The following is an 18,966-nucleotide window of genomic DNA, read 5'->3' on the forward strand; positions in this document are numbered from 1 at the left end:
CAAGTTACGAGCGATCGCTCGTCGGCTCTGGTACACAGCACGCCTCTGTGATAATTTAAGAGAGTAATAAAGATACGTGCGCGTAGCGTGCCTTCGGCATCACCTTATCTAAAAATCATACTTTAATTCAGCAACGCCAGACAAAGATTTACCTAGGGTAATACGAGGAGGATCTTGGGACGATACCGCTTATTATTGTCGTGCAGGAGTTAGACTTTGGACTTTGCCACAATTTAAAGGTAAATTAATTGGCTTTCGAGTCGCCTGTGATAAATGAAATAATTTAGGTTTACTGACAAAGGATTACAAAATAATATTTATGTCACAATTTTTAAAATTTTTAGACATTAATTAACCTGAGTGAATCATAAAATTTTAGTATAATAGGGAGATAGGAGATAAAGGGAAACGGGGAAATAGTAAGAAGAATTAATTTAAACTTATGAACAATTTATTTTTTGCTATTATTTACCTTTATTTAATTATTTTTTATACCTAAAATTTGAACAATTATTACTCCATCGCCTTTATTTTAAAAGATTTTTAATCTCGAACTCAGGTATCATAAAATCTCATCAAACTTCAATTAATTAATGGAATTTTATTATCGATCAAGCTTAAAAAGTAGTCATATATAATCTACTAATAACTGACTATTTTAACATTGACATTCTACAGACAAAAAATGTAAAATTAATCTATCAAAGTTGTTAGATGAAATCAGGATAAAAATAAACAATTAATAAGAGAAAGGGGAATCTCCTTTGAAACTGTGTTAGGGAGTATCGATCAAGGTAATCTTTTAGACGACTATATCCATCCTAATCAAGAAAAATATCCTAATCAACGGTTAATGATCGTCAAAATACAAAATTATTGCTTTCTAATTCCTTATGTGGAAACGGAAACTGAAATTTTTTTTAAAACAATTATTCCTTCTCGAAAAGCGACAAAACAATATTTAGATAAAGATTTATGAATAAATTAAACAATGATGAAAAAGACTTATTAGCCTCCTTTGAGAATGACGAATGGGAGTCGGTAGGAAATGTTACACGTCTTCAGCAAATACAAAGTTACGCAAAAGCAAATCTAGCAAAAGACAAGCGAATTACATTAAGATTATCTTCCCTTGACTTAGAGGCAATTCAAACAAAAGCGATCGAAGAAGGAATACCTTATCAAACATTAATTTCTAGTATTTTACATAAATTTGTTACGGGTAGATTAGTAGAATCCCAAGATTAAAAAGTTTATAATTTATTGATCACAAATTATTTTGTCATTCAATTTCAAGAGTTCGATCGAACTGCACCCCTTTCATCGATCGAACCTCCCTAAAATCTCATCAAAATTCCTTCAATTAGTTAATGGGATTACATCATAAACCGCTTTGCAATAAATTGACAAAGCTAATAGCGGAAGTCTGCTAAAGCGACTTTTTTAAATCAATGTTTATCTCGAATAAAGTATTTATTAATAGTTCTAAAAATTTCTTTTTAAAATGTGCATAAATTGACAACCTGAGACTGATAAGTAAATAATAAAATAATATTAGTATCAAATTTTGGTAAGAGGAAATTGATCGACTGTAACAGTAGGGCAGTCAGCACCGCCCCACCAAAAGAGCCTTAGAAATAATCCTGTAAAGCCTTAACCTGTAAAGGTTCTGACTGTAAAGAACGAATTGCCTCCACCGTTGCTTTAGCGCCAGCGATGGTGGTAATTATAGGTAACTTATAGTCTAAAGCTGATCGCCGAATTTTACGCCCGTCCATTTGGGTTTCTTCCTCACTATTAGGAGTGTTGATAATGAATTGAATTTGCTTATTTTTAATAGCATCAACTACATGAGGGCGACCTTCGTGTAATTTTAAAACTAATTCAACGTTTTTGACTCCATGATCAAGTAATACCTTTTTAGTACCGCCTGTCGCAACTATCTTGAAGCCCAAGTCCACCAAGTCTTTAGCTACGGGTACAATGGCTTCTTTATCCCTGTCATTCATCGAAATAAATACTGTACCTGATGTATGAATTGCTACTCCAGCACCTATTTCAGCTTTAGCGAATGCCTTACCAAAATCCCTGTCTATGCCCATAACCTCCCCAGTACTCCGCATTTCAGGACCAAGTAAAGTATCTGTACCTACAAATTTATTAAAAGGTAACACTGCCTCTTTAACTGCAACGTGTTTAGGGATAATTTCCTCTGTTACTCCCAACTCCTCAAGAGTTTTACCCGACATCACTAAAGAAGCAATTTTTGCTAAAGGCCGTCCTATGGCTTTCGACACAAAGGGTACAGTACGGGATGCTCGAGGGTTAGCTTCTAAGATGTAACAAGTGTCTCCTTGTACAGCATATTGAATATTCATTAAACCCACTACTTTTAAGGATTGTGCCAGTTTTTCTGTCCATGTACGCAAAGTGTTGACAGTGGTTTCAGAAAGAGTAATATAAGGAATTGAACAAGCAGAATCTCCCGAATGTACTCCTGCTTCTTCGATATGTTCCATAATACCACCGATAACGACTTGTCCTGTCATATCACAAATAGCATCAACGTCCACCTCGATGGCATTTTGCAGGAATTTATCGATTAAAATAGGATGATCCGGCTCAATGTCCACAGCATATTTCATGTATTGTTCTAACTCAGCATCATTATAAACAATCCGCATACCACGACCACCAAGTACATAAGAAGGACGAACTACCACAGGATAACCGATTTTGTTAGAAATGATTTTCGATTCTTGAAAACTCCGTGCGATACCATTGGGTGGTTGTTTAATCTCTAATTCATCTAAAATCGCCTCGAATTTTTCTCGATCTTCAGCAGTATCTATAGAATCAGGAGAAGTACCCCAAATTTTAGTGGTTACGGTAGTATTAGGATCTGCAAGATAGTTTTTCAACGGTAGTGCTAATTTTAGGGGAGTTTGTCCGCCGAATTGAATAATTATTCCTTCAGGATTTTCCGCCTCGATGATGTTTAATACGTCTTCTTTTGTCAACGGTTCAAAATAAAGGCGATCGCTAGTATCGTAATCAGTGGAAACGGTTTCAGGGTTAGAGTTAACCATGATGGTTTCAAAACCAGCATCTTGAAGAGAGAAAGAAGCATGACAACAACAATAATCAAATTCTATACCTTGACCGATACGATTAGGGCCACCTCCTAAAATCATGACTTTGCGTCTATCGGTAGGGATACTTTCATTTTCCCCTGCTTCATAGGTGGAGTAATAATAAGGAGTAAAGGCTTCAAATTCTGCTGCGCAAGTATCAACTAATTTATAAATAGGCAAAATTCCCAAAGATTTACGGAAATCTCTCACTTCGTCTTCCGTTGTTTTGGTGGCAAAAGCAATTTGGCGATCGCTAAAACCGTGTTGTTTAATAAAACGCATTTCAAGGGCAGTAATTTTTTGTAAAGAAGTTCGTCTCATAAACTTCTCAATATCAACAATTTCCTGCATTTTATCCAAAAACCAAGGATCGATGGCAGTTAATTCGTAAATTTGTTCTACCGTCATCCCTAATCTTAAAGCATGATAAACACTAAAAATTCTTTCAGGAGTAGGAGTGCGTAATTGAGAGCTAATTTGCGATAAAGTAGGTAAAGATTCATGTTTATCACAGCCAAAGCCAAAACGACCAGTTTCGAGAGATCTTAGGGCTTTTTGGAAAGATTCAGCAAAAGTGCGCCCGATCGCCATAGCTTCCCCTACAGATTTCATTTGTGTAGTTAAAGTGGAAGATGAGCCGGGGAATTTTTCAAAAGCAAAACGAGGAATCTTAGTGACAACATAGTCGATGGTTGGCTCAAAAGAAGCAGGAGTTTTCTTAGTAATATCGTTAGAAATTTCATCTAAACTGTAACCAACGGCTAATTTAGCGGCAAATTTAGCGATAGGGAAACCTGTAGCTTTTGATGCTAAAGCAGAAGAACGAGATACACGAGGGTTCATTTCAATGACAATAACGTCACCATTGAGAGGGTTAACGGAAAACTGAATATTTGAACCTCCTGTTTCTACTCCAATCTCTCGAATAATTGCCTTAGAATAATCTCTTAAACGTTGATATTCTTTATCGGTTAAAGTTTGAGCGGGGGCAACGGTGATAGAATCTCCAGTATGGACTCCCATAGGATCAATATTTTCAATGGAACAGATAATCACTACATTATCCTCCAAATCTCGCATCACTTCTAACTCATATTCCTTCCAACCAATAAGAGATTTTTCCACGAGAATCTGAGACATGGGAGACGCATCAATCCCAAATTTTGCCATTTCTTCGTATTCTTCTTGGTTATAAGCAATACCTCCACCAGTACCACCCATGGTAAAAGCAGGACGTATAATCAAAGGATATGAACCAATTTCTTCCCCTACTGCTTTAGCTTCATCCCAGTTACTAGCAATACCTGAAGGGCATACTGGCACACCAATTCTTGCCATGGCTTCTTTAAATAATTCCCTGTCTTCGGCCATTTTTATCGCAGGTAATTTAGCGCCAATCAATTCAACGCCATATTTATTTAACACTCCAGATTCTGCTAAAGATACGGCGGTATTAAGAGCAGTTTGTCCTCCCATTGTCGGCAAGAGTGCGTCAGGTCTTTCTTTTGCGATTACTTTCTCGACAATTTCGGGGGTAATAGGTTCAACATAAGTACGTTCAGCCGTCTCAGGATCTGTCATAATAGTGGCAGGATTAGAGTTAACTAATACTACTTCATACCCTTCTTCTCGTAGCGCTTTACAGGCTTGTGTACCAGAATAGTCAAATTCACAGGCTTGTCCAATAACAATCGGTCCTGAACCTAAAATAAGAATTTTGTTTATATCTTCACGACGTGGCATAGATTTATCGCTTTAACTCTTTAGTTTATATCGAACTTAGATGATCTCGATCATTGTAATCTAATCAGTAAATAAATTCTCGATTTGTTTATCCAGATTTTATGACAGAAGGTTTTTATTTTAACTATACCTCAGTTCTATACTTTGAATATCTGATGAGAATAGGTTTTAGTTAGCAGGTAGCTGGTTTCGGGTTTTATGCCTTTGTCTTTTGCTATGCACCCTTTACACCAACGAATATTTTATAGTTGACTCAAGTAACCATGAAGAATTATTAACTGTCTTGTTGTGCTTGTTGAAATATTTTAGCGGCAAATTCGGGATTTTCCCTCATGCGTCGAAATAATAAAGGCATATTTTGATAATGTTGCTTAATTAAGTCCTCATCTTGTGAAGGAATACGCCCTGCTAAAAAGATTAACTCCTCTTCATCTAAATTAAGATACTCTGCTAATTTCCTAATTAACTCTTCTTTTGGTGCATAATCAGGGCGACTATTTTCTAACTTAGAAAGGTATGTAAAATCAATGCCTAATTTTTTCGCTAACTGCCTTTGGGTATAGCCTTTTTGTTTTCTTGCTTCTTTTATTAACATCCCAAAATCTGTTATTTCTATCATTTTTTTCTCCTTGAACAAAAAACCAATACTTTAGTTGACGAAAAAATCAACATTAGTTATCATGATAATGTCATGTTGAATAAAAAGTCAAGTTTGCTATTATGAGTCAAGTTGAAGTTAAAGAAAGTAAAGATCAAATTATGTTAGCTTTTGGGCAATTATTCGCACAATATCAACTAAAACAGTCGAAAGTTGAAACAAAGGAAGAAGCCGTAGAGAAGGAAAAAAATAAGGCTTTATTAACCAAAGTCGCTGATTATACCGTTAATAATATTGTTAATAGTATGGCTACTTTACAGTTAGATTTTAGTAATTTAACTAAAGAAATAGCAACTAGATTACAAACAGAATCTGAGGTTTTAATAGAGCTAAAAAAAGCCATAACTGTTGAAACAGAAAAGTTAGCAGAATTGCAAAAAGTTCGTTTAGTTGCTGATGCTTTATATATTTTAAGACAAGAACATCAAGAAAGATTAACTTCTCTTGAAACTCAAATTGAAACGGCACAAAATAATATAACTTTACAAAAAGAAAAATTCCGTAAAAACTGGGAAAAAGAAGATGCAGAATTTACCATAAAAATAGCTGAAGAATTAGAACTTTTAACTCAACAAAGACAAGAGTTAGAAGCTGATTTTAACTATCAATTAGAAATAGGAAGAAAAATTAAAAGTGATCAATATGAAGAAGAAAAAAGAAATCAAGAAAGAGAATTACGGTTAACAGATTTAGATAAAAATAAACTTTGGCAAGAAAGAGAAACTATTTTAAATAGTCAAGAAGAAGAATTTAATAGTAATCAGAAAAAAATTGAAGGTTTTGAAGAGCAAATTAAAACAGAAGTAAATAAAGCTCGTGGTGAAGCTATTAAAGAAGCTGATAGAGAAGCTCAAGTTAAAGTTAATTTACTGGAAAAAGAATGGGAATCAACTAAACAAGGTTATGAATTTAAACTATTATCTTTAGAAGCAAAAATTCAGCAACAAACTGAACAAATAGAAGCCATTATTACACAACTTCAAAACGCAACTAATCAGGCTCAAAATTTAGCTTTAAGAGCTTTTCAACCTAATAATTAATTCTCCTAACTCATTAGGGATATATTGGCGATAATTAGGTCAATATTAAAGACTTACAAAACAATCTTTTTATCACTTCTAGCTTTCAAAATTAAAGGATTAAGGGAGCAAGTAGAATAAATAACTTAAGTCTTAAAAACGAACTTCATTAACAATAAAAAACTTAAAAATATGGCAATTAATTCTAAAAGTACCAAAGCAGAAATTTTAGCAGCTTATCAAGAATTAGAGCAAGAAAAATCTAATTTACAAAAGCAAGTTGAATTAGGGCAAAAACAATCTCAGGTACAACAAAAAGCCTTAGAAAATGCCCAAAAAATAGTCAATAATCCTCCCGTAAAATCTGTACCTAAACCTCCTGAAAATCTTTCTTTAAACTCTATGAATAAAATTAATAATATTGAACAAGTCATCCAAAATTTAGAACAGTTACAAATAGGTTTTGGTAGTGCTGTTAGTCAACTTTCGGAGCAATTAATTACTGAAGCCTCTAGTTTAGAAAAGTTAGAAAATAATATTCAATTAGAGTTAAATCAACTGCAAGAATTACACGATTTAGAAACTATTGAAGATGATACTTTAAATAATTTATTAGCTACTTATGATGAGAGTACTAAAAGTTTATTTAATGAGTATAATCAAAGACAAGAAATTTTAGGACAAGAGTTAGATACTCTGAAAAAAGAATGGCTAAAAGAACAAGAAAATAAACAACGAGAAATTAAACTTCGTAACGATAATTATCTTAAAAATAAACAACGAGAAAATGAAGAATATCAATATAATTTAACCTTAACTAGACAACTAGATCAAGAAAATTTTGAACAAGAATTAAATCAACTTTATAAAGATTTACAAGAAGTTAGTCAACAACAAGAAAAATTATGGGAAAATCGAGAAAAAGATCTTAGTAATCGAGAAAAAGAATATGCGATCGCCAAACAAAAAGTAGAAGAATTTGAGGCAAAATTAGAGACAGAAATTAAAAAAGCTAAAGAAGAAGGTAAAGGAATTGGTAATTATCAAGCAAAAATAAAAACCGATTTAAGACAGAAAGAAATTGAGGGAGAAACCCAAAATTATCAACTCAGAATACAAGCCTTAGAATCAACTATTTTAAGTAACGAAAATCGCTTAAATAACTTGTCACAACAACTAGATTCTGCCTTAAAACAAGTCCAAGATTTAGCGGTAAAAGCCATCGAAGGAGCATCTAATCGTAACTCTTTTGAAGCCATGAAAGAAGTGGCTCTCGAACAAGCTAAAAATCAAGCTAAAAGTAAATAATTAAAAATGATTCGCTCCCCTAAATCCCCAATACTGGGGACTTTTAAAGACATCTTATAAATATCTCATTTCCATCAAAGATCAAAAACACTTAATCAGCAAAAGTGAAAATAAATTTTTGTATAGCTTAAGTCAATTAAAATCTATTTACTCTTTGTTTTTTGCCCTAGCTTTAACAGTTAATTTATTTAACTAATTTGAGCTTATTATTAGAGAATAATCTCTCCTTTCCACTTTTAATTACTATATATAAAATTGGCACAAGAAATAAACTTAAAAAAGTAGCAATTAACATTCCACCAAAAACTGCCGTCCCTAAAGATTGACGACTTCCAGCCCCAGCCCCCGTAGCAATTACAAGGGGGAAAATACCAATTAAAGTTGAAATTGCTGTCATTAAAATCGGTCTTAATCGCTGTTTTGATGCCTCAATAACTGCTTTAACAATGGGTAAACCTTCTTCCCGTAATTGGTTGGCAAATTCCACAATTAAGATTGAGTTTTTACTAGCTAATCCGATTAACATAACTAACCCAATTTGACAATAAACATCATTAGGAAATCCCCTTAACATTTGGGCTAATAATGCTCCTAATATAGCAAGAGGAACAGCTAACATAATAATCAAAGGATCGATATAATTTTCATATTGTGCCGCTAAAACTAGGAAGACAAATAACAATCCTAAACTAAAGATAATTAAGGCTAAATTTCCTGCACTAATTTCTTCTAATGAAATACCCGTCCATTCATACCCAAATCCAGGCGGAAAAACTTGTTTGGTTAAATTATCTACTGTTGTAATAGATTGTCCTGAACTGAATCCGGGGGCAGTTGAGCCGTTAATTTCAATGGCACGGAAAAGGTTATAATGTTGAATCTTTTGCGCACCAGTAACAGATTTGACGGTGACTAAATTCGATAACGGAATCATTTGATTATTGCTTGAACGAACGTATAATTTATTAATATCTTCAGGATTTGAGCGAAATTGTTGATCAGCTTGTAAATATACTCGATAGGTGCGTTGTTGCATGGAAAAATCATTGACATATTCGCCACCTAAAGCAGTTTGTAGGGTAGTAAAAATATCATCGAAATCAACTCCCAAAAGTTTCGCCCTTTCTCGGTTAACTTCAATGGATAATTGAGGACTATTAGCGGCAAATTGAGTAAAAACTCTTTGTAATCCCTCGGTTTGATTCGCCACTCCCAAGAATTGTCCCATTGTCGCTACCATTGATTCTAAATCAACATTGATACGACGATCTTGTAATTGGAAAGAAAAACCTCCAAAAGTGCCTAAACCTTGAATAGCTGGAGGATTAATCGGGATAATTCGAGCTTCGGGAATCATGGCAAATTTACCGAAGAGCTTACCAGTAATAGCTTGTACCGTTTGATCAGGATTACTACGCTCACGCCAACGTTTTAAAGGAGTAAAAATGATTCCCTGATTAGGAGTACTACCACCAAAACTAAAACCACCAATGGCAAAGGTAGCCAACACTTCAGGCATTTGTAACATTTCAGCTTCTACTTTTTTCATTACCTCGCTAGTGTATTGTAAAGATACTCCTTCTGGGGCTTGAATGATGGTAATAAAGTATCCTTGATCTTCTTCTGGTAAAAAAGCCGTGGGAGTTTTTGCGTATAACCACCCAGTAAAACCGATTAAAACAATAAAAATACCAATCACAAATAGTTTCAGGTGAGTTAATAATCGTAAAGATTGATCATATTTTTGAGTTACCCAGTCGAGAAAGCGATTAAAAGTGTTGAAAATGGGTGCTAACCAAGCTGGAGGATGTTGCCCTTTGCGTAAGAGTAAACCACACAAAGAAGGAGTGAGGGTTAAGGCTAAAAAAGTTGAAATAAGGATAGAAAAGGCTATAGTTAAAGCAAATTGACGATATAACGCTCCCGTTGTGCCGGGGAAAAAAGCAACGGGAATAAATACCGCCATCAACACCAAAGAAGTGGCAATAACCGCTCCAAATAACTGTTTCATCGATTCACTAGCGGCCTCATGGGCTTCCATATTCTTCTCCTCGATATAACGGTGAATTTGTTCCACTACCACGATGGCATCATCTACCACTAAACCAGTCGCAAGGGTTAAACCGAATAAAGTTAGGGTATTAATAGAAAAACCAAAGACTTTAACAAAGGCAAATGTACCGATTAAAGATAAAGGAATAGTTAAAGAAGGGATTAAAGTTGTGCGCCAATCTTGGAGAAAAACGAGGATAATTAACACCACCAAACCGATAGAAATTAAAAGGGTGATAACTACTTCCTTCATGGATTCTTCAATAAATGCCGTGGTATCAAAGGCTAATTTTGCTTGAATACCTGTCGGGAATTCTTTTGATAAAATCTCCATTTCTGTCTTAACTTTTTTTGCCACCTGTAAAGCATTTGAACCGGGTAACTGATAGATACCAATACCCACCGCATCTAAGCCCCTAAAGCGTAAGAAAGCCCCGTAATCCTGAGAACCAAGTTCCACCCTACCGACATCTTTAAAGCGAACTATACCCCCATTTTCATCGGTTTTGATGATTATATTTTCAAATTCCTCTGGGTAAACAAGTTGACTAACAGCTTTTAAATCTAATTGGTACTCTTGTCCTTGGGGTGCTGGTTCAGCCCCTATTTTCCCCGCCCCAACTTGAATATTTTGCTCTGATAACGCTCTAGTTATATCCGTAGTGGTTAATCCTCGACTTGCCAACCGATTCGGATCAAGCCATAACCTCATAGCATAACGTCTTTCACCAAAAATCCTAACATTACCAACCCCTTCAATTCTTTTAATGGCATCAATTATATAGCGATCCGCAAAGTTACTTAAAAAAGTATTATCGTATTCTTTGTTATCGCTAAACAAACCAAAACCCATCAATATGTTATTAGATTGCTTACTGACGCTAACTCCTGTTCTTTTTACACTATCAGGTAATTGAGATTCCACGATAGATACTTGATTTTGCACATCCACCGCCGCTAAGTCTTTATTGCGATTAGCTTCAAATGTAGCGATAATACTGCTAGTGCCATCATTACTGCTAGTAGAGGAAATATATTTTAAACCTTCTACCCCATTTATTTGTCTTTCAAGAATGTTCGTGACGGTATTTTCTACCACTTCCGCATCTGCACCTTCATAACGGGCAGTAACTTGAATTTGAGTCGGGCTAATATCAGGAAAACGATCAACTGGTAGAGTAACAATACTAATCATACCAACTAAAAGGATAATTAGAGCTGCAACAGTGGAGAAAACAGGGCGTTTAATAAAAAAATCTACAAACATATATATTAGGAGTTAGGAGATAGGAGACAGTAGATAGGAGTAATTAGAATAAAATTTAAGATTTTTGGTTACGAGTTTCAATTGTCTTAGAGTAAGAATATAGTAATTTACTTACTTCATTAAGATCTATTGATAATATTTCTGTATTACCATAATTGAGATCTTTGGCTAAAATTAAATAATATCGAGATTCTTCTAGGGATGCTTCAGCTATGTTCAGAAATCTTATTTTTTCAGCTAAAGTTTTTCTTTTAAAGCCTTCTGCTATATTAGCTGGAACTGAGACAGATGCTCTTCTTAATTGAGAGGTTAATCCGTAAGTTTCAGAAGAGGGAAAATTTTGAGTAAGACGATAAACAGATAAAACAAATTGATGAGCTTTTTGCCACACAATCAAATCTTGAAAAGTTTTAGCAGGTTGATTATTCATTATTTTTTTTACGATAGATAGCACTCTAATTTTTTGACTAAGATTTAGTATCTCCCATCTCCTATCTCCTATCTCCCATCTCCTATCTCCATAATAGGAGTTTCATCTCTTAAGTTCATAATTCCTGCGGTTACAATGCGATCGCCAACTTTTAAACCATCCAAAACTTGATAATCATTACCTTGGAGACTACCGAGAGTAACTAAAGTTTGTCGAGCGATAAATTGGGGTTTTTCAGGAGTAGAATTTTCTATGGGTTGTGCCACAAAAATAAATGTTTTATCTCCTAGACGAGACACCGCCGTGGCAGGTACAACAATACCTTGTCCTTCATTCCAAATGATTTTTGTTTGAACTGAACCCTGATTGAACAGGTTTTGTGATGAATTTTCAAGGGTAGCTTTAGCCAAAACTAATTGAGTATTAGCCGTTACATTAGGAGAAATAAAACTAATTTTTCCTGATGATACCCCTTTGCCTTGACTATCTAAAATAACCACAGGTAAACCCAATTTCAAGTCTTTTGCTTTTTCTAAAGGAATAGAGAAATTCACCTCTAAGATATTATTTTGGGTGATAGTAGTTAAATCATCCCCAGAATCGACATAATCTCCAATTTTGATCGGTATATCTCCCACAATTCCTGTGAAAGGTGCGGTAATATCAGTTTTTTTGATTCTCACATCAATAGAGTTTATTCTTGCTTTTGCTTGTGATACATCTGCTTGGGCTTGAGCAATTTCTTCTACCCTCGCTCCATTTTCTAATCTTCTCAAATTCTGTGTAGCTTGTTCTACGGTTGCTTTCAATTCTTTGACATCAGCTTTTCTACCTTTAGTTAAACCATCTAACCTTCTTTGTGCTTCCGTTAAGGAGGATAAAGCCTGTCGTTGAGTTTTTACTCTTTCCGCAAATTGATCTTCAGAAATAGCTCCTTCTTCTTGTAACTTTTTATATCTTGTAACTCGATCCTCCGCTAACTCTAACTCCGCTTTAGCAGACTCGATTTGAGCTTGTGCTTGAGCAATTTCTTCAGGGCGAGCGCCTCCTTGAGCATTATTTAACCTTGCCTTCGCCTGATTTAACTCTGCTTTAGCCTCCGCAATATCTTCTTTTCGGCTTCCTGCTTGTAATTGTGCTAAACGAGCCTCCGCATTTTGTAATTGAGCTTGTGCTTGGGCTAAATCTGCTTGTAATTCATTACTTTCTAAAGCAAAAATTACCTCCCCTGCTTGAACTGTTATTCCTTCACTAGCTAAAATTTGAGTAATTCTTCCATCTACTTCCGACTTAACCGTAACACCCTTAGTAGCTTCTAAAGTTCCTATTACAGTACTACTATCTTCTAAAGATTTGCTAGTGACAGTTTCTAACTTAACGGGTATAGCTTGAGGTTGCCCAGTCATCGCCCTTGCTGGAGGCTTATTTTCTTTATTGTTACTAGCTAACCACCATTTCACCCCACCTCCTGTTATTACAGTGAGAAAAATTAAGGTGAATACTAACCTCCAACGGGAGAAAGTTTTTTTCTTAGTTTCTTGGTGAGAAGACAAAATTTGTAATTCTTCTTCAATATTTGATTCTTCAACAGGAGATGGAGATTTAGGATTAACCATATCAGTTACACAAAGATTAAGTTTTATGGCAAAGTTTTAATAATTTATTAATAATTTATCATATCATTATACTATATCAAATTGATATAAATTTTAAAAAATTCATGTTAGAGTTAGCAACCCTAGGATTACTACAAAAAGAACCACTCCACGGCTACCGTCTTAAACAACAAATGGAATTATTTATGAGTGGGTGTATTAGCGTCAATTATGGTGCAATTTATCCCCTTTTAAAACGTTTAGAAGATAAACATTTAATTGAAGTATTTACGGAAGAAGAAAACAATAATCCTCGTAAAATTTACAGTATAACTTCAGAAGGTAAAGAGAAATGGTATGAAAAAATGTTAGAACATCCTCATGAAAGTTGGATTAATTCTCGTTCTCGTTTTATGATTAAATATTTCTTTTTTAGTTATTTAGAAGTTCAAGAAAGATTAAAATTATTAGAACATCGTTTCATGACTTGTAAATTATATTTAGAAAAAAAAGAATTAGATTTTGAGTTTGTTTGTAGTGATCCTTATCAATTAGAGGCTTGGGAAAGATATAAATGGGCAATCATTGATGAAATTAACTGGTTAAAAATTCAAAGGGCAAATTTAACCAAAACATTATCGGTAATATGAAATTTCTGAAAATTAATTAGAAGTCAAAATTTTTATCAAAGTGAAAAACTCAATTTTGATTTTTAAATAATTTTAAACTATAATTATCAGGTATTTAGACAAAATCAAGAAGATTTATTGTCTTTTATTAATAAAACCACTTAACACTATGACTGGAAAAGTAATAGATAGTGGTGCTAACAGTATCCTTTTGGTGTTACTGCCTCTAGCGTTAATGACAATAGTATTATTTGTCTTTTGGCCTGTAATCGTTGGTATTTTTATCTTCGCATTAGGCTATAAAATATGGCAAAGATACCATTTCAAACAACTATCTGAACAAATCAATCCTATTTTTAATCAATTAATTCAAGCACATCAAGGTTGTTTAACGGTGGTAGATCTTACCACTAAAACTGACTTGAATGCTAAAACTGCCCGTTGGTATTTGGAACAAAAAACCTTAGAATATGGTGCAGTAAAAAGATTATATGAAAATAAAGGCATTGTTTATTATTTCTTAACTGCCAACGCTTTAGGTAGTATATTTGACGATAGTGAGCCAGATGATGATATTGACTTAGCACCTGAATCTAATTTAAGCACTTCATTTTCTAACCCGACAACCGTTGTTGAATCTGTCACTAACATCCCCGAAGCTAGTAAATCTTCCACAACTACAGTAATTCCTCTCCAAGCCATTCCTCCTGTTTCTTCACTTTCTCCCATTCCTAACCCCACAGAAGAATCATTGGCAAATTCCTCTACAGTAGAAATAGAAACTAATAATAATGCTGTGACTCAGAGTGAATTAGCAAAACGTTTAGAAGTACATCCTAGCACGGTGGGTAAACGTAAATCTGAGGCTGATTTTCCTTTATGGAGTCAAAGTAGAGATCCTGATGGTTTATCTTGGAATTATGATGAGGTTAGTAAACTGTTTATACCTGATTCTTAACCCATATCAAACTCAACTAGATAATTGTTGATTAGCCTGACTAATAAGTAATAACTTCACTAATTGACGCTAAAAAGGAGGTATTAAATTACTTCCTTTGTGTAATTAGGGGTTTAGTTTGTGCATAAAAATCAGAAGACTATTAAAATCAATGGTTTTTACATAAAACCTAATATCTATCTTGATCACTTATAACTTTTTCAGCAAAGTCTAATTAAAATACTGAAATGTCCTGATTTGTCATGGTTGTTAAACCAGTACTTAAAGTAGCAATTCCCACGGCAGAAGTTGCACCATTACCATCCACATCAAAGAAGAAACCTCCGTTATTAGAATTATAGAAGAAACGATGATCGGAAGTCGTTGCAGATGAACCAATAGTAAACTGATTACTAGCTAATTCCCCAATCACTAAACCGCCACCAAAACCGCTACGACTCACTAAAAAAGTATCGTCTATTATACTAAAATCACTAATACGATCAATGCTTTCTGATGTTGAATTGAAGCTAAAAAAGTCATTACCACTACCCCCTGTCAAAAAGTCATTACCACTACCCCCTGTTAAAATATCATTACCAATGCCACCTGTTAAAGTATCATTACCGTCACCGCCACTGAGGCTATTATTACCAATATTGCCAGTAATACGATTAGCCAAACTATTACCATTACCGTTGATATTACCTTTACCTGTTAGAGTCAGATTTTCTACTTGAGAGGGTAGAGTATAAGTAATAGAGGATAACACTCTATCAATACCTCCACTACTGACAAGAGCATTGGTTTCCGTTACTATATCCGTAGCAATGTCAACGTAATATAGATCAGAGCCATCTCCACCAATCATATTATCAACTCCAGCACCACCGTTGAGAATATCATTACCAATCCAACCTGTTAGAGTGTCATTGCCTTTTCCACCTCTTAAGGTGTCATTACCTGTCCCTCCACTGATAGTGTAACTACCCGAAGTCGTAGCTAAGATAGTAACTCTATCATTACCAACTCCTGTATTAATTGTATTAATAGCACTGGTGGTTGATGCTGTTATAATATCTGCACCGGCACCAGTTTTAATAATTTGTTTTCCCGCCACTGATATTGCTTTCACTACCACACGATTTGCACTGGTACTGGTTATAGTTTGTGCTCCTCCTGCGGATGTTGCTCTCACTAATACAAGATTTGCACCATTACCGCTACCATCACCAATAGTCTGCGCTCCTGCTCCTTTTGTAGTTGCAAAAACATTCTTAAGTCCTACTCCTTTAATATTTAACGCTCCTGCGTCGGATATTGCTGTTACGGTAGTATCATCTGAACCCGTTACAATATTTTGAGCACCTGCCGTTGATGTTGTTTCAAGTTTTGCCACCCCTGTGAATGTTGTCATCGTCAGGTTAATTGCACCTGCTCCTGTTGTTTTTGTAGTAAATTCTATACCTAGAGGTGCGAATGCTGTTTGAAAATTAACACCAGTAGTAATAGTTTGTGCACCATTCCCTGTGGTATTAATCACAACATTTTCAATATTTCTTAGATTTGTCCAAAGATTATCAGGGGGTGTGATGGCAACATCCAAAAGATGATTAATATGTAAGGTATCGATACCTATGCCACCATTGAGAAAATCATTGATACCAAAGGTATCTGTTACCGCAGCATCATAAGTTCCATTAAATGTATCGTTATTAGAAGTACCAATAAGATTATCGCCGTTGGTAGTTAGATTATAAGTAGCCATTCTGATTATTTTCCGTTTCAGTAATTTTGTCCACCCCATAGCGAGGGTGACAGTTTAACTTAAGGCTTTCACTCTTGTGCTTGGTAATTTACTTTTGTCTATAAATTCAGTTAGATTGATGGGCAAACTGAAAGTATGAGTAAATTTAACTATATGAATAGTATATCATAATTATTCTTCCGTTAACGGAAACAACTTTAAAAGTCAGCCTAAAAACAATTAAGAAAATTCTACTTATTTTTATACAAGTTGTAGGAAGTTTAAGTAACTAAATCTCTAATTCTGGAAATTTTTACAACAGTTTTCAAATGGGTAAACCACCGTAGTGATTGTGGGCATTGCCCACCCTACTAATTCGTAATTATTTACATAACCATTCCGCCGTCAACATTAAAAACTTGCCCAGTGATATAGTTAGATGCTTTATCAGCAGCTAAAAAACGAATCATTCCCGCAATTTCTTCTGGTTTACCGTAACGGTTAAGGGGAATTAGTTTTAAAATTTCCTCTGCTTGTAAACCATGTGTCATGTCAGTTTCGATAAATCCGGGGGCGACGGCATTCACTGTTACATTACGACTAGCAAATTCTTTAGCTAAGGTTTTGGTTAATCCAATAACTCCTGCTTTGGCTGCACTATAGTTAGCTTGTCCTGCATTACCCATTTGCCCTGCTACGGATGAAATATTAATAATTCTACCGCTTTTTTGTTTCAACATAATTTTACTAGCGGCTTTACAACATAAAAACACTCCTGTTAAATTTAAGTTGATAACTTGTTGCCAATCTTCTAATTTCATTCGCAACAATAATGTATCACGAGTAATACCAGCGTTATTGACTAAAATATCTACTCTTCCCCATTTATTGGTAGTTTCTTTAAACATAGCTTCTACCGCTTCTTGTTGTGATACATCAGCACAAATGGCCATGGCATCTCCCCCAGCTTCGATAATTTCTTTAACAACATTATCGGCGGCTTGACTGTTACTAGCATAATTAACTACAATTTTCGCCCCTTCAGAGGCTAAAGCAATAGCGGTAGCTTTACCAATACCTCTGGATGCACCTGTAATGATAGCGACTTTATCTGTTAATCTTTGTAAATTTTGCTGTAATAATTCCATATTATATAAAAATAAACTATAAGCAATAATGGGTAATATTTAATTAAATAGAGATAAACTATTGTAAAACCAATATTCTTAATTGCCCTTATTATTGTCAATTATCTATTATCAATTGTCAATTATGATTGCCTATATTCTTGTTGTTCATGGTAGTCGAAACCCTAACTATCGTCATCAGTTACATAAACTTACAGAAAACATTACTCTACTTTTAAGTAAGGAAGGATTTTCACCATTATTAACTACCGCTTATTTAGAGTTAGAGAATCAACCTTTATCCGTTAAAATTAGTGATTTTGCTCAAGAATGTGCCATCAAAGGTTATGCCACTCTTAAAATATTACCTTTATTCTTATTATCAGGCACTCACGTTTTACAAGACATACCTCAACAAGTCGAAATTGCACGTTTATCTTCTTCTATTCCCCTAGAATTGATGCCCCATTTAGGAAAAAGTCAAGATTTAAAGGTATTATTACAAAATAAATATCAACAACAGCCTACCACTCACCGCATTTTACTCTCTCATGGCACAAGCATTACCCAAGGAAATCAGGAAATAAAAGCCATCGCTCAAAAATTAAATGCTAATATCGCTTATTGGTCAATTTTCCCTTATTTTGCCAATATTATTGATAATTTACTTAATTATGATCCTGAAAGTATAGCTATTGTTCCTTACTTTTTATTTTCTGGTAAGATTACAGAAACCATTGAACAAGAAATAGTTTTACGAGCAAAAAAGACCAAAACTAAATTAATTTTTATCCCTCCTTTTGGCGCTACTAAAGAATTAGCACAAGTGATAGTAAAACAATTAATTAATAACTGACGTTACGCAAAAATAGGATTAATTGTTGATTTGAGGTATCAGGTGTTAGGTAAGTATTAAAACATTTAGAAATTATACATTTTTAAATTAATAAAAATAACTAATAATCTTTGTTACCTCTTACATGAGTGACTTTCATGTGAACTACCCACACTGAATTAAAATTACAGTGTTGACTTCCTACCCAAAGAAATGCTTTTTACTCCGAGAAGTAACGAGTCTTACTTTCTGACGATAGGCTTTACCCCACGTTCCGTAAGTCAAATACACGGTATCATAGAATTATATTTATGTGTATGGCTTGGTTATCGCCATTATCCGCCCGTGTGCGGTTGTTCTTATCTTATCACAATTTTCAACCGTTGTGACAAGATAGAACGTTTATTTATCTGTCGAAATTCATCCCACACTTGTTTGATTTATTTTTTGTTGAAAACAAAGTGTGGGGCTTCTTTCGACATAGA

General features: G+C 34.5%; 14 protein-coding genes. 7 read left to right on the forward strand and 7 right to left on the reverse strand.

Going from position 1 to position 18,966, the window contains the following annotated elements; translation table 11 throughout:
* Window positions 1-772: 772 nt before the first annotated feature.
* A complete protein-coding gene (locus ACEW8E_RS07550) occupies window positions 773-979 on the forward strand; it encodes a toxin (RefSeq protein ID WP_373479730.1) in 207 nt (68 codons plus the stop codon).
* Complete coding sequence (locus ACEW8E_RS07555; RefSeq protein WP_373479731.1) at window positions 976-1,248, forward strand: CopG family antitoxin; 273 nt, start codon at window positions 976-978, stop codon at window positions 1,246-1,248. The genes ACEW8E_RS07550 and ACEW8E_RS07555 overlap by 4 nt, the downstream gene beginning before the upstream one ends.
* A 383-nt stretch (window positions 1,249-1,631) precedes the next feature.
* Here ACEW8E_RS07555 and carB read toward each other — a convergent pair whose 3' ends face one another.
* Both carB and ACEW8E_RS07565 read right to left on the reverse strand, forming a co-directional pair.
* Window positions 1,632-4,877 carry a carbamoyl-phosphate synthase large subunit gene (carB, locus tag ACEW8E_RS07560; protein WP_373479732.1) on the reverse strand — a complete coding sequence of 1,082 codons (3,246 nt, stop codon included), beginning with the start codon at window positions 4,875-4,877 and terminating at the stop codon, window positions 1,632-1,634.
* A gap of 274 nt (window positions 4,878-5,151) precedes the next feature.
* On the reverse strand, window positions 5,152-5,496 hold the full coding sequence (locus tag ACEW8E_RS07565) for a helix-turn-helix domain-containing protein (RefSeq protein WP_373479733.1): 345 nt from the start codon (window positions 5,494-5,496) through the stop codon (window positions 5,152-5,154).
* Between the two features lie 101 nt (window positions 5,497-5,597).
* On the opposite strand from ACEW8E_RS07565, the gene ACEW8E_RS07570 reads away from it, so the two are divergent.
* A complete protein-coding gene (locus ACEW8E_RS07570; protein WP_373479734.1) occupies window positions 5,598-6,575 on the forward strand; it encodes a hypothetical protein in 978 nt (325 codons plus the stop codon).
* Window positions 6,576-6,746: 171 nt separating this feature from the next.
* Window positions 6,747-7,862, forward strand: a complete 1,116-nt coding sequence (locus ACEW8E_RS07575) for a hypothetical protein (protein WP_373479735.1) — start codon at window positions 6,747-6,749, stop codon at window positions 7,860-7,862.
* A gap of 184 nt (window positions 7,863-8,046) precedes the next feature.
* Here ACEW8E_RS07575 and ACEW8E_RS07580 read toward each other — a convergent pair whose 3' ends face one another.
* From ACEW8E_RS07580 to ACEW8E_RS07590, 3 genes are all read right to left on the reverse strand, one after another.
* Window positions 8,047-11,181: an efflux RND transporter permease subunit gene (locus tag ACEW8E_RS07580; RefSeq protein ID WP_373479736.1), complete on the reverse strand. Its 3,135-nt coding sequence runs from the start codon at window positions 11,179-11,181 to the stop codon at window positions 8,047-8,049.
* A gap of 55 nt (window positions 11,182-11,236) precedes the next feature.
* The gene (locus tag ACEW8E_RS07585) at window positions 11,237-11,611 is read right to left on the reverse strand and encodes a four helix bundle protein (RefSeq protein WP_373479737.1); all 375 of its coding nucleotides are present in this window, start codon (window positions 11,609-11,611) and stop codon (window positions 11,237-11,239) included.
* Window positions 11,612-11,679: 68 nt separating this feature from the next.
* On the reverse strand, window positions 11,680-13,227 hold the full coding sequence (locus tag ACEW8E_RS07590; RefSeq protein ID WP_373479738.1) for an efflux RND transporter periplasmic adaptor subunit: 1,548 nt from the start codon (window positions 13,225-13,227) through the stop codon (window positions 11,680-11,682).
* Between the two features lie 104 nt (window positions 13,228-13,331).
* Between ACEW8E_RS07590 and ACEW8E_RS07595 the strand changes: the two genes are divergently transcribed.
* On the forward strand, window positions 13,332-13,856 hold the full coding sequence (locus ACEW8E_RS07595; RefSeq protein ID WP_373479739.1) for a helix-turn-helix transcriptional regulator: 525 nt from the start codon (window positions 13,332-13,334) through the stop codon (window positions 13,854-13,856).
* A 148-nt stretch (window positions 13,857-14,004) separates the two neighbouring features.
* Window positions 14,005-14,793: a hypothetical protein gene (locus ACEW8E_RS07600; RefSeq protein WP_373479740.1), complete on the forward strand. Its 789-nt coding sequence runs from the start codon at window positions 14,005-14,007 to the stop codon at window positions 14,791-14,793.
* 214 nt (window positions 14,794-15,007) lie between these two features.
* Here ACEW8E_RS07600 and ACEW8E_RS07605 read toward each other — a convergent pair whose 3' ends face one another.
* Together ACEW8E_RS07605 and fabG are read right to left on the reverse strand one after the other, a co-directional pair.
* Entirely contained in the window at window positions 15,008-16,540 is a 1,533-nt protein-coding gene (locus ACEW8E_RS07605) for a calcium-binding protein (protein ID WP_373479741.1), read from the reverse strand.
* A gap of 365 nt (window positions 16,541-16,905) precedes the next feature.
* Complete coding sequence (gene fabG, locus ACEW8E_RS07610; protein ID WP_373479742.1) at window positions 16,906-17,667, reverse strand: 3-oxoacyl-[acyl-carrier-protein] reductase; 762 nt, start codon at window positions 17,665-17,667, stop codon at window positions 16,906-16,908.
* A gap of 124 nt (window positions 17,668-17,791) precedes the next feature.
* Here fabG and ACEW8E_RS07615 point away from each other — a divergent pair, with 124 nt between their 5' ends.
* Window positions 17,792-18,502 (forward strand): sirohydrochlorin chelatase, encoded by a 711-nt coding sequence (locus ACEW8E_RS07615; protein ID WP_373479743.1) that lies wholly within the window; start codon window positions 17,792-17,794, stop codon window positions 18,500-18,502.
* The last annotated feature ends 464 nt before the right edge of the window (window positions 18,503-18,966 follow it).

The organism is Geminocystis sp., assembly GCF_041753295.1.
Lineage (GTDB): Bacteria > Cyanobacteriota > Cyanobacteriia > Cyanobacteriales > Cyanobacteriaceae > Geminocystis.

What these genes read in the sequence shown, in the direction of transcription:
- ACEW8E_RS07555 (WP_373479731.1), top strand. Translation starts at nt 976, where the DNA reads ATGAATAAATTAAACAATGATGAAAAAGACTTATTAGCCTCCTTTGAG.
- carB (WP_373479732.1), bottom strand. Translation starts at nt 4,877, where the DNA reads ATGCCACGTCGTGAAGATATAAACAAAATTCTTATTTTAGGTTCAGGA.
- ACEW8E_RS07565 (WP_373479733.1), bottom strand. Translation starts at nt 5,496, where the DNA reads ATGATAGAAATAACAGATTTTGGGATGTTAATAAAAGAAGCAAGAAAA.
- ACEW8E_RS07570 (WP_373479734.1), top strand. Translation starts at nt 5,598, where the DNA reads ATGAGTCAAGTTGAAGTTAAAGAAAGTAAAGATCAAATTATGTTAGCT.
- ACEW8E_RS07575 (WP_373479735.1), top strand. Translation starts at nt 6,747, where the DNA reads ATGGCAATTAATTCTAAAAGTACCAAAGCAGAAATTTTAGCAGCTTAT.
- ACEW8E_RS07580 (WP_373479736.1), bottom strand. Translation starts at nt 11,181, where the DNA reads ATGTTTGTAGATTTTTTTATTAAACGCCCTGTTTTCTCCACTGTTGCA.
- ACEW8E_RS07585 (WP_373479737.1), bottom strand. Translation starts at nt 11,611, where the DNA reads ATGAATAATCAACCTGCTAAAACTTTTCAAGATTTGATTGTGTGGCAA.
- ACEW8E_RS07590 (WP_373479738.1), bottom strand. Translation starts at nt 13,227, where the DNA reads ATGGTTAATCCTAAATCTCCATCTCCTGTTGAAGAATCAAATATTGAA.
- ACEW8E_RS07595 (WP_373479739.1), top strand. Translation starts at nt 13,332, where the DNA reads ATGTTAGAGTTAGCAACCCTAGGATTACTACAAAAAGAACCACTCCAC.
- ACEW8E_RS07600 (WP_373479740.1), top strand. Translation starts at nt 14,005, where the DNA reads ATGACTGGAAAAGTAATAGATAGTGGTGCTAACAGTATCCTTTTGGTG.
- ACEW8E_RS07605 (WP_373479741.1), bottom strand. Translation starts at nt 16,540, where the DNA reads ATGGCTACTTATAATCTAACTACCAACGGCGATAATCTTATTGGTACT.
- fabG (WP_373479742.1), bottom strand. Translation starts at nt 17,667, where the DNA reads ATGGAATTATTACAGCAAAATTTACAAAGATTAACAGATAAAGTCGCT.
- ACEW8E_RS07615 (WP_373479743.1), top strand. Translation starts at nt 17,792, where the DNA reads ATGATTGCCTATATTCTTGTTGTTCATGGTAGTCGAAACCCTAACTAT.